Genomic DNA, 15,010 nt, shown 5'->3' on the forward strand with positions numbered 1-15,010 from the left:
GCGTCGTCGCGCTGCCGGAGGTCTCCTCCACCCACGGTGGGCCGACGCCCCGGGATCAGGCCTGATCCGTATTGACGGGTACGCCGCGGTCGACAGGGAGTACTCCCCTCCGTGCTTTCAACCGTACCTCAATCACCAAGTAAAGGTAAAGCGATTGGCAAAAGAAAGGTCAAAATAGCTGGTGGGGGCGGCTTTACGTGTACTTGGTACGGGCCGTCGCGACCTGGTTGAGGACCTGCTGGAGCACCTGGCTGCCGAGCGGGACGGACGCGGGCTCGAAGGTCCAGGCATGCCCGACCCACGGGTCGGCGAGGTGGTCGTCGGGCACCGGTGTCAGCCGCATGAGCGAGCGCCACAGCGGGTCGAGAAGGGGGCCGTAGGCGGCGGCCTCCTCACGGTCCGCGACCATCATCAGGTGGACGCCGACGGACGGTCCCTCGTCCGCGAGGTAGCGCAGCTGAGTCACGGCCCTGTCGTCGAAACCGTGCGGGAAGTCGTTGACGATCAGGAGCTGTTCGGAGGTGTCGAGGCCGGGCGGGAGGGAGTCGGCCGCGCCGCCGCGCACCGCCATCTGCACCAGGTCGACGCGCTGGGTGAGCCGGGTCAGGACCTCCGCCACACCCGCGGCGCCGACCGCGGGCGGGGCCGCGAGCACGCCGGTCTGCGCCAGCGGGGCGAGCGCCTGCGCTCCCGAGCCGGCCGGGTCGATGACGTGCAGCGTGTAGTCACCGGCGGGATGGACGGCGAGGAGCCGGGCCGCGAGGGCGACCGCCGTGTCCATGGCGAGCCGATGCAGTTCCTGGGCGTCCAGGAACGAGCCGTCGAGGGATTCGACGGCTCCGCTGTCGATCCACAGGCCGCGCTCCAGCGGCAGCCTGACCAGCATCGGGATACGCAGCTCGGCGCACTCCGGCAGGTGCAGATCACCCAGGCGCACCGCCATGGGCATCTCGAACGGCACCCGGTATCCGTGCCAGACGGGGTTGTCCCAACGGGCGTACGCCGGCGGCAGGGCGGGCTCGACCACCTCGGACTCCGCCGTGAGCTGGGCGAGATCCCGGTCGTAGGCCGCGCGGGCCTGTTCGACGAGCTGGGTGTACTTGGCGCGGGCCGCCTCCCGCGCGGCGTCGCCCTGCCCGCCGTTCCTGCTGCGCGGGTCGGCGAGCGCCGCGTCGAGTTCCTTCTCCATCCGCGAGTCGGCGAAGTCGACGGCACTGCGGTAGGCGGCAGTCGACCGGGCCAGGTCCTCGAACATGCCCCACACCTGGTTGTAGAGCCGCTCGTCCATGGACCAGCCGGTCGCGTCCCCGGCGACGGGCTGCGCGGGACGACCGGGCGGGGCGGGAGGCACGGCAGGCGGTGGAGTCGGTGGGGCGGCGTCCTGCCGCCGGGGATGGCTGTAGTCGATCGGGCCACCGGCCGAGGGGGACGGCGGCTGCGCCGCACCCGCGGCCGGGATGCCCTGCGCGCTGTAAGGAGCGGTGGGCTGCGGGGTGCCGGAGACCGGGCCGCCGTTCGGCGACAACGGCTGCGGTGGGGTCCCGGGAGGCTGTGTGCCGTACGGCGACAGCGGCTGCGGCGGTACGGCACCGGAGGCACCGTGGGCCGTGGCGGGTCCCTGGTCCGGGCCCGGCGTCGGCGTGGCGGTCTGCCGGGAACGGTCTCCGTCCGCCATGAGCGGCGGAGCCATCGGTACCGCGCGGGCCAGCCCTCGGGCCACCGCCTCCTGGATGCCGTTCGCGAGCTGGTGGGCCTGCGCGAGGCCCTGATCGGTGAGGAGTTCGGCGAGACCGCCCGCGTAGCCCTGGCCTACGGCACGCACCTTCCAGGCGCCCTGGCGGCGGTAGAGCTCCAGCGCGACGACCGCCGACTCGGCGTCCAGGCCGGTGATGGTGTAGCTGGCGAGCTCGGTGCCGTCCAGGCCCGTCACCGCGACGAACGGGGCGGCGACGGCGCCGAAGCGCACGGGGCCGCCCGCCGCGGGCAGGGCCAGCAGCACATGCACCCGGTGGACGGCCTCGGGCACGGCGCCGAGATCGACCGCGAGACGGTGATCGGCGGCCGCCTGCCGCGAGACCTCCAGACCCGGCAGGGTGGGGGCGCCCGGGTGGACGACCCACTCCACGCCCTGGACCCGGCCGTGCTCGTCCCCGAGTGTCGCTCCGGCCACGACCGGGGTTCCGGCCGCGATCCGGATCTCGAGACGGGCCTGGGAGAGCGGGTGGTTCTGCCCCCGCACCAGCTCGGCCGTCATCGCCTTGTCCCCCTGTGTCGTGGTGTCGGTCGGGTGCCGCTCGGCGGGCCCGTTACAGGTGCGGCAGGATCGCCGGCATCAGGTCCTGGAAGGTTCGACCGCTGGCCGGCGTACCGAGGGCCGTCAGCGTCCAGCCCGGGCCCGTGCGGTGCACCTTCGCCATGATCTGGGCGGTGTAGGAGCCACCCCCGTCAAGCGTGTAGCGGGCGAGTTCCTGGCCGTTGGTCTCGTCGACGAGGCGGCAGAAGGCGTTCTGCACCTCCTGGAAGGTCTGGCCCGTGAAGGAGTTCACGGTGAAGACGATCTGGTCGATGTGGACCGGCACGCGGGCCAGGTCGACGAGGATGGACTCGTCGTCCCCGCCCTGGCCGACACCGCCAACGAGGTTGTCGCCGGTGTGCTTGACCGAGCCGTCGTCGCTCACCAGGTGGCGGAAGAAGACCACGTCGACGGGCTGCTTGTCCGCGAACAGGACGGCGGAGGCGTCGAGGTCGACCTCCCGCGTGCGCGAGCCGAACAGGCCGCGCCGGGGGGCGGCCTGCCAGCCGAGGCCCATGCGCACCGCGGTCAGACTGCCTCCGTCGTTCTTCTGCAGACTGATGGCCTGACCCTTGGTCATGTTGACGGTCACGCGCCGAACCCCTCTCGCTGCTGTCCCCTGTTGCCGCGCTGCCCGCGGTTGTCCAGCACCCTACGCAGGGCCGCTGACGGTGACGCACCCCGGACCGCACTTTGTGTCGGTCTTGCAACACAGTGCGATGGAGGTCAGGCCAGGCCCGCCTCCTTCATCTGACGGAGTTCCTTCTTCATCTCGGAGACCTCGTCGCGCAGCCGGGCCGCGATCTCGAACTGGAGGTCGGCGGCGGCCGCACGCATGCGTGCGGTCATCTCCTCGATCTGCCCCGTGAGCTCCGCCGCGGGACGGTCGGTCGGCACGGTCTCCTTGGCCTTGCCCTTGGCCGCCTTGCCGCCTGCCGCCTTGCCGCCGAGGGAGGGCACGGGCGCCTTGGCCGCCTTGCCGTCCTTGCCCTTGCGGTAGCCGGAGCCGAGCAGCTGCTCGGTGTCGACGTCCTCACGGGCGATCTGCGCGACGATGTCATTGATCTTCTTGCGGAGCGGTTGGGGGTCGATACCCCGCTCCTTGTTGTACGCGACCTGCTTCTCCCGACGGCGGTTGGTCTCCTCGATGGCCTTCTCCATCGCCGGGGTGATCTTGTCGGCGTACATGTGGACCTCGCCGGAGACATTGCGCGCCGCGCGGCCGATGGTCTGGATCAGGGAGGTGCCCGAACGCAGGAAGCCCTCCTTGTCGGCGTCGAGAATGGCCACGAGGGACACCTCGGGCAGGTCGAGGCCCTCCCGCAGCAGGTTGATGCCGACCAGGACGTCGAACTCGCCGGCGCGCAGCTCGCGCAGCAGCTCGACACGGCGCAGGGTGTCGACGTCGCTGTGCAGATAGCGGACCTGGATGCCGAGCTCCAGGAAGTAGTCGGTGAGGTCCTCGGCCATCTTCTTGGTGAGCGTGGTGACCAGGACGCGCTCGTCCTTGTCGGTGCGCTTGCGGATCTCGTGCACCAGGTCGTCGATCTGACCCTCGGTGGGCTTGACGACGACCTCGGGGTCGATGAGACCGGTCGGGCGGATGATCTGCTCCACCGCGCCGTCCCCGCGCGAGAGCTCGTACTTGCCGGGCGTCGCCGACAGATAGACGGTCTGGCCGATGCGCTCCGTGAACTCCTCCCACTTCAGGGGGCGGTTGTCCAGGGCGGAGGGGAGCCGGAAGCCGTGGTCGACGAGGGTGCGCTTGCGGGAGGCGTCGCCCTCGTACATGGCACCGATCTGCGGCACCGTGACATGCGACTCGTCGATGACGAGCAGGAAGTCGTCCGGGAAGTAGTCGAGCAGGGTGTTCGGCGGGGAGCCGGGCTCGCGGCCGTCGAAGTGCATCGAGTAGTTCTCGACGCCGGAACAGGAGCCGATCTGGCGGAGCATCTCCAGGTCGTACGTCGTGCGCATGCGCAGCCGCTGGGCCTCCAGGAGCTTGCCCTGCTTCTCCAGCTCGGCGAGGCGCTCGCCCAGCTCCTTCTCGATGTCGTTGACGGCCCGCTCGAGCCGCTCGGGGCCCGCCACGTAGTGGGACGCCGGGAAGACGTACAGGTGCTCGTCCTCGCTGATGATCTCGCCGGTGAGCGGGTGGAGGGTGGACAGCGCCTCGATCTCGTCACCGAACATCTCGATACGGACGGCGAGTTCCTCGTAGACCGGGAAGATCTCGATGGTGTCGCCGCGGACCCGGAAGGTGCCGCGACTGAAGGCCAGGTCGTTGCGCGTGTACTGGATGTCCACGAAGCGGCGCAGCAGCTGGTCGCGGTCGACCTCGTCGCCGACCCGGAGGGGGACCATGCGGTCCACGTACTCCTGGGGCGTGCCGAGGCCGTAGATGCAGGAGACGGAGGCGACCACGACGACGTCACGGCGGGTGAGCAGCGAGTTGGTCGCGGAGTGACGCAGTCGCTCGACCTCCTCGTTGATCGAGGAGTCCTTCTCGATGTAGGTGTCCGACTGCGGGACGTACGCCTCGGGCTGGTAGTAGTCGTAGTACGAGACGAAGTACTCGACGGCGTTGTTCGGCAACAGCTCGCGGAACTCGTTGGCCAGCTGGGCCGCCAACGTCTTGTTCGGTGCCATCACGAGCGTGGGGCGCTGGAGCTTCTCGATCATCCACGCGGTGGTGGCGGACTTTCCGGTGCCGGTCGCGCCCAGCAGGACGACGTCCTTCTCACCTGCCTCGATGCGCTTGGCCAGCTCGGCGATGGCCGCCGGCTGGTCGCCGCTGGGCTGGTAGGAGCTGACGACCTCGAAAGGCGCCACCGTGCGTTCGATGTGGGAAACGGGCCGCATGGAGTCAACCGTACGACCCCCCACTGACAACGCGGCCGGATCAGGGGTTCCGGGCGCAGCCGGAGCCGGCGGATCAGCGGCTCTGCGGGGTCCGGGAGTCGTGGTGGGTCACGTCGCGGCGGGTGCGGGGCGCGGGGCGCCGGCCGGCGGAGTGGTGCACGAGTTCGCGCGCGGGCACCCCGGGTTTGTTCTCGGCGGGTGACCACACTGGCTTGCCCATCACCATCAGCGGATCGAACATCACGACCACGCCCGCGAGCAGCAGGAAGGCGAGCGGGCCGATCATCATCGGCGCGAGCAGGGAGGCGGGTGAGTCACCCGCGACGGGGGCGGACGAGTTGTGCACGTGGACGCTGAGGGCGGCCATGCCCGTGTAGTGCATGCCCGTGACCGCGAGCCCCATGACGAGGCTCGCGCCCACGCTCCACAGGAACCCCCGGACCTGCCCTGCGGCCCACAGGGCGGCCGTGGCGGCGGCGACGGCTATGACGACGGAGGCGGCGACGGTGAGCGTGTTGTACTCCAGCTGACCGTTCAGCCGCATGCCGGCCATGCCGAGGTAGTGCATCGAGGCGATGCCCAGTCCGGTGATGGCACCGCCGGTCATCAGGGCCGTGCCACGCGCCCCTCGGTAACCGACGATGAAGACACCGACGCCCACCATGACGATGGCGACGCCGAGGCTCGCGAACGTGATCGCCCGGTCGTAGTGGATCGGCGCCTGCCGGACCTTGAACCCCATCATCGCGACGAAGTGCATGGTCCAGATGCCGGAGCCGATCGCCGCCGAGCCGAGAGCCAGCCAGCCGGGTCGCCAGGACCGGCTGACCAGCATGGATCTGGTGGTGCAGCGCAGGCCGAGGGCACCGCCGAGGCAGGCCATGAGGTAAGCCACCAGCGGTGTGACGAGTCCGTAGCTGAATCCGTCGACCGTGCCTTGCATGCGCGGCTGCCCTTCCGCCGTACTGCGTCCTGGAATTCCCTGAAATGTGTCCCTTCCCAGTACCGCCCGGGCGGTCGGGGTTGAGGCAGAGAGTATGACCCCCACCAGAATGGTCGAACGACTTTCCGGCAAAGAAACACGCCCTTGCCCCAGTTGTGCGGCACCGGTGTGCGGACTTGGGACGAGCCCGTTCAGGATGTGGCCATTCTGTACCCAGTTGCCGATGCCGCAGTGCTGTCACAGTTGTGCTGTACGTCATTGCTCGACGCGAGGGGTACGTATGCACGCGCGCGCCGCGACCGCCATGACCACCGCCCTGCTGGGGACCGCCGCCCTTCTCCTTCCCGCAACCGACGTCCGGGCGGTCGAGGACGGCACGCCGCCCGCGGTCATCGCCCACCGGGGCGCCTCCTCCCGCGCCCCCGAGAACACCCTGGCCGCCGTCGACAGGGCCGCCGCGCTCGGCGCCGTCTGGGTCGAGAACGACGTCCAGCGCACCAGGGACGGTGAACTCGTCGTCCTCCACGACGACAGCCTCCGGCGCACCACCGACGTGGAGCAGCTCTTCCCCGGCAAGGCGCCCTGGAAGGTGAAGGACCTCACCGCCGCGGAGATCGCGCGCCTGGACGCGGGCAGCTGGTTCGGCGCCTCCTACGCGGGCGTGCGCGTACCGACGCTGAAGCAGTACCTGCACCGGGTCGATCTTCACCATCAGAAGCTGCTCCTCGAACTCAAGAACCCGGAGCTGTACCCGGGCGTCGAGCGCGAGACCCTCAAGCTCCTCAGCAACGAGGGGTGGCTCGACCGGCGGCACAGGGACCGGTTGGTCGTGCAGAGCTTCAGCAAGGGTGCCCTGCGGACCGTCCACCAGCTGAAGCCCGGGGTGCGGACCGGCTTCCTCGGGACGCCGGCCGTGGCGGACCTGCCCGCGTACGCGACGTTCACCGACCAGATCAATCCGTCGTACCGCTCAGTCTCCACGGCGTACGTCTCCGCGGTCCACGCCTTCTCGGGGCCGCACGGCAAGCCGCTGAAGGTCTTCACCTGGACCGTCGACACCGCGGACACCGCCCGGCTCGTCGCCGGGTACGGCGTGGACGGCGTCATCACCGACAAGCCCGACGTGGTCCTGCGCGCGCTGCGCGACTGACGGTCCGTTTCCGCAGGTCACGGGGCATTGTCAGTGGCGGCCCGTACGGTGGGCGCATGAACAGCCATGGGCAGGAAGAGCAGCAGGTCGTGTGGGCCGTGGTGGGCACGGACATCGGCCCGCTGCTGCTGGCCGCCACCCGCGAGGGTCTGGTCAACGTGGTCTTCCACGCCACCGACACGGTGCGCGACAAGGCGCTGGTTCGGCTCGCGTCCCGGCTGGGCACCGAGCCCGTCGAGGCGCCCGGCTCCCCGTTGCTGGCCGAGGCGATACGCCAGGTCGAGGCGTACTTCGCCGGCGAGCGGCACGACTTCGAGCTGCCCCTGGACTGGTCACTGATCTCGGGCTTCAACCGGCAGGTGCTGCGTGAGCTGGCATCCGGCGTGCCGTTCGGACAGGTCGTCGGCTACGGCGACCTGGCCGGGCGGGTCGGCCAGCCCGGCGCCGCCCAGGCCGTGGGGATGGCCATGGGCTCCAATCCGCTGCCGGTCGTCGTGCCCTGCCACCGGGTCGTCGAGCGGGACGGCGGCATCGGCGGGTTCGGCGGCGGCCTGGAGACCAAGCGGCAGCTGCTCGCGCTGGAGGGCGTGCTGCCCCAGCCGCTGTTCTGAGCTGCTGTTCTTCGGCTACGCCGGCCGATCCTGCCCCCCCCTTCCGGTGAGGGGCACGCGCACGCACGTGTGGCCCCCGCCCGGGTCAGTCGTAGTGGCGCGCCTCGAAGACGTTCCCGTCCGGGTCGCGGAAGTAGAAGCTGCGCCGGGCCGCTCCACGGGCGCCGAAGGCGTCGTGGGAGATGTCCGAGACGGGCACGGACCTCTCCTCCAAGCGGGCACGGAGTGTCTCGAAATCGTCGGCGGGCAGGGCCAGGCAGACATGGTTGACGGGGTGTCCCGCGCTCTTGGCAGCGCCAGGGACCATTTTCATGTGTGCGGCCATGGTGAGCGGCATGAGGTCGAAGATGGTCTCGTCGTTGAGCCGTACGGAGGGGAAGGACACCGCCCCCGCGGCGTATTCGGTGATCCTCAGGGATTCCATGCCGAGCGTCTTCTCGTAGAAGCCGGCCGAGGCCACCGGGTCCTCCACCCAGAGCACGACGTGGTCGAGACGTATCGAGTTGTCCGTCATGCACCCCAGGCTGGTGTCCTCCTCCACAGCCCGCAAGGGTTTGACCGGACGTGCCGCCTGCCAGAGATGAGGGAAGACCGATCGACAGAAGGCAGGACCGTGATGCTGGTGATGTCCGAAGAGGTGCGCGAGGCAGTCGACGCGCGTCGACCTGTGGTGGCCCTGGAGTCCACGATCATCGCGCACGGGCTGCCGCGGCCGCGGAACCTGCAGGTGGCGCTGGAGCTGGAGGACGTCGTACGGCAGGAGGGAGCCGTACCGGCAACGATCGCGGTGCTCGACGGGCGTCCCCATGTCGGCCTGGACAAGGAGCAGTTGGAGCGGGTCGCCAACGAGGACGGGATCCGCAAGCTCGGCCACCGCGATCTGCCGCTAGCGGTGGCCACCGGGGCGAGCGGGGCGACCACGGTGTCGGCGACGGCCCAGCTGGCGGCCCTGGCCGGGGTCCGGGTGTTCGCGACCGGCGGGCTCGGCGGGGTGCACCGGGAATGGACCGTCACACAGGACGAGTCGGCCGACCTCGGTCTGCTGGCGCGTACACGGATCACCGTGGTGTGTGCAGGGGTCAAGTCGATCCTGGACGTGCCCGCGACCCTGCAGCGGCTGGAGACCCTGGGGGTCGCGGTGGCCGGGTTCGGCACGGACCGGTTCCCGGGCTTCTACCTGTCCGACTCGGGACACCCCGTGGAGTGGACGCTGCACACGCCGGGTGAGGTGGCGGACGTGATGCGGGCCCAGGACGCGCTCGCCGGGTCCGAGTCCTCGCTGATCGTCGCCAATCCCGTGCCCGAGGCCCAGCAGCTGGATCCCGGGCTGCACGCGCGCGTGCTCGCTGAGGCACTGCACGCGTGCGAGGAGGCTGGCGTCACCGGGCAGGGAGTCACGCCGTTCCTGCTGGACTACCTGGTGCGGCACACCGACGGAGCCTCACTGGACGCCAATCTGGCGGCGGTGCGGGGCAATGTGCGGCTGGCGGGGCGGATCGCGGCGGCCTGGGCCGGGGCATGACCACGGACCGGCCCGGGTCCGGTACGGCCGCGGACCGGCCTGGACGCGGTGCGGCCGCTGCGGCGAACGCGTCGGGGTCCGCCGTCACGGGTGCGGGAGCGAACGATCCGGCACGCGATGCCGACACGACAGCGGAGGGACAGCGCGAGCGGCCACGTCCGGGTGGTGCCCTCCTGGTCGTCGGGGACGTCATCACGGACGTCGTGGCCCGCCATCGGGGGCCGCTCGCCGCGGGTACGGACACGGTCGCGGCGATTCGCACGGTGCCGGGCGGCGCGGGCGCCAACGTGGCCTGCTGGGCCGCCCACGGGGGCGGTGCCGAGGTGCGGTTGCTCGGGCGGGTGGGTGCGGAGGCCGTCGCGTGGCACGAGCGGGAGCTGGCCGCGTCCGGGGTACGGCCGCGACTCGTCGTCGACGCGGAGGCGCCCACCGGGACGGTGATCTGCCTTGTCGACACGGGTGAGGCCGCCGAGCGGACGTTCCTCACCGACAGCGGGGCGTCGCTGCGGCTGGAGCCGGACGACTGGTCGGACGCGCTGCTCGACGGAGTGACGCGACTGCACCTGTCGGGCTATCTCCTGTTCTCGGAACCGAGCCGGGCGCTGGTGGCGGTCGCCCTGAAGTCGGCACACGCGCGTGGTGTGCCGGTGAGCCTGGATCCGGCGTCGGCGGGGTTCCTCCGCGAGCTGGGGGTGGCTCGCTCCCTCGCGCTGGTGGAGGGGGTGGACGTCCTGCTGCCCAGCCGGGACGAGGCGTGTCTGCTCACCGGGCTGCCCGACGCGGCGGACGCAGCAGCGAAGCTGAGCCGCCATGTCCCGCTGGTGGTCGCCAAGCAGGGGGCGCAGGGGGCGCTGATCGCCCGGTCCGGCAGCGTGGTCGCCCACGTGCCCGCCGTGGCGGCGACGCCCCGGGACACCACCGGGGCGGGCGACGCGTTCACGGGCGCGTTCCTCGCGGCCCTGCTGGCGGGCGCCGGGCCCGAGGACGCGGCGGCGGCGGGATGCCGGGCGGGTGCGCTCGCGGTGGAGCGGGTGGGCGGGAGACCTCCGCTGCCGGACTGACGCCTCGCCGGCCGGCCCGGCTCCCGCTCCCCCTGCTACGCCTTGCGCCCCCATGCCGAGATGAGGGGAGCCGTGGCCAGGTCCATGGTGCCGGTGGCGACGTTGGCGAGATGCTGGTCGATGTCCTCGTCCGTGGCAAGGCCCGCCGTGACCAACTGGTCGCGGATCTGGCGGATCGTGGCGGATTCCAGGGCTGCGCAGGCCGGCGAGGCGAGCGGGAAGTACGCGTCGGCCGCCACCTGGCGCAGACCTGCATCGCGGAGCAGGCGCGGGAGCGTGCGGCCGTAGGAGAGGTCGGCGCCGCGGTCGGCGAGCAGTCGGCGGAAGCCCTGCCGCAGCCGGTTCGCCAGCTGTTGCTCGGGGCCGTACTCGTCGGGGCAGGTCAGGGGCTGGAGGGCGGGGTCGGCGTCCTCCAGCAGAAGTCGTCCGCCGGGGCGCAGGGACTTGATCATCGACTGCAACGCCCGTTCACGGTCCGGCACATGGACGAGGACGAGCCGGGCGTGCACCAGGTCGAAGCCCTCCCCGGGCGGTTCCGCCGCGCTCACGTCGTGGACGCGTACGTCCACCGGCGGGCGGGCCGCTGCCGTGAGCCGGGTGGTGTCGATGTCGGTCGCGACGATCTTTCCGGTCGGACCGACCTTCTTGGCCAGCCAGGACACCACGGACGTGCCTCCGGCGCCGACCTCCCAGCAGCGCCAGCCCGGCCCGACACCGAATCCTTCGAGATGCCGGAAGGTCGTGGGGTCGAAGAGGGTGGCGAAGGCGTCGAAGCGTTCCGCCGCCTCCCGCTGCCGGTTGTCGAGGAGATACCCGTCGGTTCGTGTCATGCCTCGATGATCCCAGTTGCCGGGCTTGTCGGAAGGAGACGACGCGACGGGACAACCGGTGCCTCTCCGGATGGACCCGGGTTGTCCACAGGCGGGAACCAAGCGGAATGCGCCTTTTCCACAGGCTCACCTGCCGCTTACGTCGACCTGGCAAACTGGCTCGCCAGGACGCAGAAACGCGTTGCACGGGGATCCAGGCGAGGAGATCCAGATGTCCATGGCAGGGAATCTGCGAAAGGTCACGGGCCTCGGCAGGGTCGGCGGCCTGAGCAAGGTGGCCCGGCTGGCCCGGCGGCGCCCGCGCGTCGACCTGAGCCACCATGCCCGCTCCCCGCTGGGCACCTCGGTGGTCAACTGCGTGACCTACAAGGAGGGGGCACGGGTCCCCACGGACGGCGATCTCGTCGACACCGTCGAACATCTGCGCAAGACCCGTGACGGTTTCGTCTGGCTCGGCCTCCACGAGCCCTCGAACCACGAGTTCGAGGGCATCGCGGACCTCTTCGACCTGCACCCGCTGGCCGTCGAGGACGCGGTCGAGGCACATCAGCGCCCCAAGGTGGAGCGCTACGGCGAGACCCTGTTCGCGGTGTTCAAAACCGTCTGTTACGTGGAGCACGAGGAACTCACGGCCACGAGCGAGGTCGTCAACACCGGCGAGATCATGGTGTTCGTCGGCCGGGACTTCGTGATCACGGTCAGGCACGGCAGCCACGGATCGCTGGGCCCGTTGCGCGAGGAGCTGGAGTCCGACCCCCGGCAGCTCACGAAGGGACCGGCGGCGGTACTGCACGCGATCGCGGACCACGTCGTCGACGAATATCTGCGTGTCACCGACTCGATGCAGACGGACATCGACCTGGTCGAGATGGCGGTGTTCGCGGAGAACGGCGGGCGGGTCGACGCGGGCCGCATCTACCAGCTGAAGCGCGAACTCCTGGAGCTGAAGCGGGCGGTGGTCCCGTTGAGCCGCCCGCTCGAGGAACTCTCCACCCGGCCGATCCAGGTGGTCGCCCCGGAGATACAGACGTACTTCCGGGACGTCTCCGACCATCTGCTGCGCGCCAAGGAGCAGATCGCCGCCTTCGACGAACTGCTCAACTCGATCCTCCAGGCCCACCTCGCGCAGGTGACGGTCGCGCAGAACGAGGACATGCGGAAGATCACCGCATGGGCCGCGGTGATCGCCGTTCCGACGATGGTCTGCGGTGTGTACGGCATGAACTTCGACCACATGCCGGAGCTGCACTGGACGTTCGGCTACCCGTTGGTGATGGGTGTGATAGCCGTCGCGTGCGGTGTGCTGTACCGCGGCTTCCGGCGCAACGGCTGGCTGTGAGCGGGGCCGGCCCCGCGGTGGGTCAGTGGGTGGTGGAGGTGCGCACGTAGACGCTCTCGGCCCATCCGGCGATCTGTTCCTCCGTCAGATGCCGGGCCAGGTCGGCCTCGCTGATCATGCCCACCAGGCGCTTGTCGGCGATGACGGGGAGCCTGCGGATCTGGTGCTCCCGCATCTCGTGCAGCACCTCGTCGACATCGGCGCTCGCGTCGATCCAGCGGGGTGTGCCCTGGGCCATCTCGCCCGCGGTCACCTTCGCCGGGTCGTGGCCCATGGCGACACAGCCGATGACGATGTCGCGGTCGGTGAGGATGCCGCACAGCCGTTCGTTCGCGTCGCTGATGGGCAGGGCTCCGACGCCGAGTTCACGCATCAGCTGGGCGGCGCGGTCGAGGGTCTCGTGGGCGGGGATCCACTGTGCACCCCGGTGCATGATGTCTCCGGCGGTGGTCATGGAGTACCTCCCGGTGCCGGACGGCCGGCGCGGCGCGGAGGGGCTCCGCAAGTCCCGGCGCCCTACATTCTCGCCGCGCCACCGGGGGCTCGCACCCGGAGCAGCGCGACAGCACGGTGAGGGTGGTCTGATGCGGGCCATCGGTCGGGCGGCAAGCGCCATGGACTCCCCGAGGACCGCGCACGCACATCATGCCGGCTCCGGTTCGGGCCTCCCGCTCCCGGCCTCGGGCTGCGGCTTGCGGCTACCGGCTGCGGTTTGCGGCTTCCGGCTCGCGGCTCGCGGCTTCCGCGGCTTCCGGCTTCCGATTCGGTGCGGCCGGGTCAGCCGCTCCAGGCCGGATGGCGGGGATCGTCGGCGCGGACGAGGACGTCGGCCGTACCGGCGGGGTCGGTCTCGTCGGCGTAGCGCTCGTAGGCGGGGAGGGTCCAGTGGTCGGGCTCGGGGGTTCGGCGGCGGAGGGCGCCCTCGGAGAGGAGGACGTGGACGGTCAGGTCGAAGGGGAACCAGTGCCGCAGCAGGAGGGGGCCATGGAGCAACAGGACGCCGCCGGGCGGGAGATGGACGTAGGGGCTGCGGGTGGCGCGGTCGGTGGCCGGGTCCCACAGGTCGGGCAGGACTCGACCGTCGCCGCCGGGTTCGAGGGGACCGAAGACCTCGCGCCAGAGTGCGCCGACGTCGAACCAGCCGTCGTAGTAGGCCTCCAGGTCGTGATGGCCGTACTCCAGCCGGAGCGAGGCGGGGCGCAGGAAGCCCTGCATGCCGACGACGACCGAGGGGCGTCCGCGTATGCGCAGGGCTTCGCGGACCCGTTCGGCGAGGTCACCCGGGCGGGCCGCCGGGGCGCCGTCGAGGGCGATGCGGGGCCAGGGGCTGCCGTCGGCCGGTTCCAGGTCGAGGAGGCGGTCGGCCAGTTGGTCGCCGAGCCGGTCCCAGGTGATCGCTTCGAGTCGCACACGGCCATGATGCGACAGCGGACGCTCAGGTCGCGTCGTGCCAAGGGCAGCGAGCAGGTGCGGGAGGCCGATGTCGCTCCAGACCGGGGGCGGAGCTCGTGGTGTCGGTGGTGAGGGTGCCTGGGGAATGAACCTCTCATGGCAGGTCTCGTGACTCCCCCGCCCCGTGGCGGACCCCTTGTCGTCCAGCCGTTGCGGAGACGGCACTGCGCGGAGTGCCGGGGCGGGCCGTTGGCGCTGCTCGTCGTCGAGGGCGGGGCGCCGCGGTGTCTCGACTGCGCCGACCTCGGGCATCTGGTGTTCCTGCCGCGCGGCGACGCGGCCCTCACGCGTCGGTCTCGGGAGGAGAGTGCGCTGTCGGCGGTCGTCGTGCGTTTCAACCGGCGCAAGGGGCGTTACGAGCGGCAGGGCGTCCTCGTCGAGGAGGCCGGGCTGGTGCGGGCCGAGGAGCGGTGCCTGGCGGACGCGGAGGCGCGGCGACGGCGTCGGGCGCGGGATGCTCAGCGGCGGGCGGTGGTGGACGCGCGGTTCACGGAGGCGTTCGCGGCGGAGATACGGCGGCGGTTTCCCGGGTGCCCGGGCGACCGGGCCGCGGCCATCGCCTCGCACGCGTCCCTGCGGGGCAGCGGACGGGTGGGGCGGAGTGCGGCGGGGCGGGCGTTGTCGGAGGGGGCGGTGGTGTCGGCGGTGGTGGCATCCGTACGGCATGTGGACACGCCGTATGACGCGTTGCTGATGGGCGGGGTGGCGCGGCACGAGGCGCGGCGGCGGATCTCGGCGGGTGTGGAGGCGGTGCTGAGCGGGTGGCGGGGTGCGGGAACGGCTGAGGAGGAAGGCGAAGAGGAAGCGGTGGGCTGAGGGCTTCGGGTGCGCTCGGTCGGCGCCGCTGGGCTGAGAGACCGGCAGAGTGTGGACGTTTGCGCATGGCGGTGCGCGGAATGGCCATGGTGGGCAGGAGTGGGGCGGGATTCACTGGTGGGGACGGGTGG

14 protein-coding genes are annotated in these 15,010 nt (G+C 71.0%); 6 read left to right on the top strand and 8 right to left on the bottom strand.

All coding sequences use genetic code 11. The features are described 5' to 3' along the window. Nucleotides 1–193 precede the first annotated feature (193 nt). The 4 genes from ACZ48Z_RS21300 to ACZ48Z_RS21315 all read right to left on the bottom strand — a co-directional run bounded on the left by ACZ48Z_RS21300 (nt 194) and on the right by ACZ48Z_RS21315 (nt 6,098). Nucleotides 194–2,254 carry a TerD family protein gene (locus ACZ48Z_RS21300; protein WP_468737422.1) on the bottom strand — a complete coding sequence of 687 codons (2,061 nt, stop codon included), beginning with the start codon at nt 2,252–2,254 and terminating at the stop codon, nt 194–196. Between the two features lie 52 nt (nt 2,255–2,306). Continuing rightward, nucleotides 2,307–2,885: a TerD family protein gene (locus ACZ48Z_RS21305; RefSeq protein WP_468737423.1), complete on the bottom strand. Its 579-nt coding sequence runs from the start codon at nt 2,883–2,885 to the stop codon at nt 2,307–2,309. Between the two features lie 134 nt (nt 2,886–3,019). Then, a complete protein-coding gene (gene uvrB, locus ACZ48Z_RS21310; protein ID WP_468737424.1) occupies nt 3,020–5,155 on the bottom strand; it encodes an excinuclease ABC subunit UvrB in 2,136 nt (711 codons plus the stop codon). Nucleotides 5,156–5,228: 73 nt separating this feature from the next. Beyond that, nucleotides 5,229–6,098, bottom strand: a complete 870-nt coding sequence (locus ACZ48Z_RS21315; RefSeq protein WP_468737425.1) for an MHYT domain-containing protein — start codon at nt 6,096–6,098, stop codon at nt 5,229–5,231. Between the two features lie 280 nt (nt 6,099–6,378). On the opposite strand from ACZ48Z_RS21315, the gene ACZ48Z_RS21320 reads away from it, so the two are divergent. Both ACZ48Z_RS21320 and ACZ48Z_RS21325 read left to right on the top strand, forming a co-directional pair. Further along, nucleotides 6,379–7,248: a glycerophosphodiester phosphodiesterase gene (locus ACZ48Z_RS21320; protein WP_468737426.1), complete on the top strand. Its 870-nt coding sequence runs from the start codon at nt 6,379–6,381 to the stop codon at nt 7,246–7,248. Between the two features lie 56 nt (nt 7,249–7,304). Further along, a complete protein-coding gene (locus tag ACZ48Z_RS21325; protein WP_468737427.1) occupies nt 7,305–7,859 on the top strand; it encodes a methylated-DNA--[protein]-cysteine S-methyltransferase in 555 nt (184 codons plus the stop codon). A gap of 85 nt (nt 7,860–7,944) precedes the next feature. Here the strand turns inward: ACZ48Z_RS21325 and ACZ48Z_RS21330 are convergent, their stop codons facing one another. Next, a complete protein-coding gene (locus tag ACZ48Z_RS21330; RefSeq protein ID WP_468737428.1) occupies nt 7,945–8,373 on the bottom strand; it encodes a VOC family protein in 429 nt (142 codons plus the stop codon). A 102-nt stretch (nt 8,374–8,475) separates the two neighbouring features. Between ACZ48Z_RS21330 and ACZ48Z_RS21335 the strand changes: the two genes are divergently transcribed. Both ACZ48Z_RS21335 and ACZ48Z_RS21340 read left to right on the top strand, forming a co-directional pair. Beyond that, nucleotides 8,476–9,381 carry a pseudouridine-5'-phosphate glycosidase gene (locus ACZ48Z_RS21335; protein WP_468737429.1) on the top strand — a complete coding sequence of 302 codons (906 nt, stop codon included), beginning with the start codon at nt 8,476–8,478 and terminating at the stop codon, nt 9,379–9,381. After that, a complete protein-coding gene (locus ACZ48Z_RS21340; protein WP_468737430.1) occupies nt 9,378–10,442 on the top strand; it encodes a carbohydrate kinase family protein in 1,065 nt (354 codons plus the stop codon). The genes ACZ48Z_RS21335 and ACZ48Z_RS21340 overlap by 4 nt, the downstream gene beginning before the upstream one ends. A 35-nt stretch (nt 10,443–10,477) precedes the next feature. Here the strand turns inward: ACZ48Z_RS21340 and ACZ48Z_RS21345 are convergent, their stop codons facing one another. Then, nucleotides 10,478–11,272, bottom strand: coding sequence for a methyltransferase domain-containing protein (locus ACZ48Z_RS21345; RefSeq protein ID WP_468737431.1), 795 nt, complete (start codon nt 11,270–11,272; stop codon nt 10,478–10,480). Nucleotides 11,273–11,483: 211 nt separating this feature from the next. Between ACZ48Z_RS21345 and ACZ48Z_RS21350 the strand changes: the two genes are divergently transcribed. Further along, nucleotides 11,484–12,611 (top strand): magnesium and cobalt transport protein CorA, encoded by a 1,128-nt coding sequence (locus ACZ48Z_RS21350; RefSeq protein ID WP_468737432.1) that lies wholly within the window; start codon nt 11,484–11,486, stop codon nt 12,609–12,611. 22 nt (nt 12,612–12,633) lie between these two features. Here ACZ48Z_RS21350 and ACZ48Z_RS21355 read toward each other — a convergent pair whose 3' ends face one another. Then, complete coding sequence (locus ACZ48Z_RS21355) at nt 12,634–13,065, bottom strand: CBS domain-containing protein (protein ID WP_468737433.1); 432 nt, start codon at nt 13,063–13,065, stop codon at nt 12,634–12,636. Nucleotides 13,066–13,388: 323 nt separating this feature from the next. Beyond that, the gene (locus tag ACZ48Z_RS21360; RefSeq protein ID WP_468737434.1) at nt 13,389–14,021 is read right to left on the bottom strand and encodes a nucleoside/nucleotide kinase family protein; all 633 of its coding nucleotides are present in this window, start codon (nt 14,019–14,021) and stop codon (nt 13,389–13,391) included. A gap of 138 nt (nt 14,022–14,159) precedes the next feature. Between ACZ48Z_RS21360 and ACZ48Z_RS21365 the strand changes: the two genes are divergently transcribed. Beyond that, entirely contained in the window at nt 14,160–14,879 is a 720-nt protein-coding gene (locus ACZ48Z_RS21365; RefSeq protein WP_468737435.1) for a DUF2293 domain-containing protein, read from the top strand. Nucleotides 14,880–15,010: the final 131 nt, after the last annotated feature.

This window comes from Streptomyces sp. NPDC031225 (genome assembly GCF_055570355.1).

What these genes read in the sequence shown, in the direction of transcription:
- ACZ48Z_RS21355 (WP_468737433.1), bottom strand. Translation starts at nt 13,065, where the DNA reads ATGACCACCGCCGGAGACATCATGCACCGGGGTGCACAGTGGATCCCC.
- ACZ48Z_RS21335 (WP_468737429.1), top strand. Translation starts at nt 8,476, where the DNA reads ATGCTGGTGATGTCCGAAGAGGTGCGCGAGGCAGTCGACGCGCGTCGA.
- ACZ48Z_RS21340 (WP_468737430.1), top strand. Translation starts at nt 9,378, where the DNA reads ATGACCACGGACCGGCCCGGGTCCGGTACGGCCGCGGACCGGCCTGGA.
- ACZ48Z_RS21315 (WP_468737425.1), bottom strand. Translation starts at nt 6,098, where the DNA reads ATGCAAGGCACGGTCGACGGATTCAGCTACGGACTCGTCACACCGCTG.
- ACZ48Z_RS21325 (WP_468737427.1), top strand. Translation starts at nt 7,305, where the DNA reads ATGAACAGCCATGGGCAGGAAGAGCAGCAGGTCGTGTGGGCCGTGGTG.
- ACZ48Z_RS21345 (WP_468737431.1), bottom strand. Translation starts at nt 11,272, where the DNA reads ATGACACGAACCGACGGGTATCTCCTCGACAACCGGCAGCGGGAGGCG.
- ACZ48Z_RS21330 (WP_468737428.1), bottom strand. Translation starts at nt 8,373, where the DNA reads ATGACGGACAACTCGATACGTCTCGACCACGTCGTGCTCTGGGTGGAG.
- uvrB (WP_468737424.1), bottom strand. Translation starts at nt 5,155, where the DNA reads ATGCGGCCCGTTTCCCACATCGAACGCACGGTGGCGCCTTTCGAGGTC.
- ACZ48Z_RS21350 (WP_468737432.1), top strand. Translation starts at nt 11,484, where the DNA reads ATGTCCATGGCAGGGAATCTGCGAAAGGTCACGGGCCTCGGCAGGGTC.
- ACZ48Z_RS21365 (WP_468737435.1), top strand. Translation starts at nt 14,160, where the DNA reads ATGGCAGGTCTCGTGACTCCCCCGCCCCGTGGCGGACCCCTTGTCGTC.
- ACZ48Z_RS21300 (WP_468737422.1), bottom strand. Translation starts at nt 2,254, where the DNA reads ATGACGGCCGAGCTGGTGCGGGGGCAGAACCACCCGCTCTCCCAGGCC.
- ACZ48Z_RS21320 (WP_468737426.1), top strand. Translation starts at nt 6,379, where the DNA reads ATGCACGCGCGCGCCGCGACCGCCATGACCACCGCCCTGCTGGGGACC.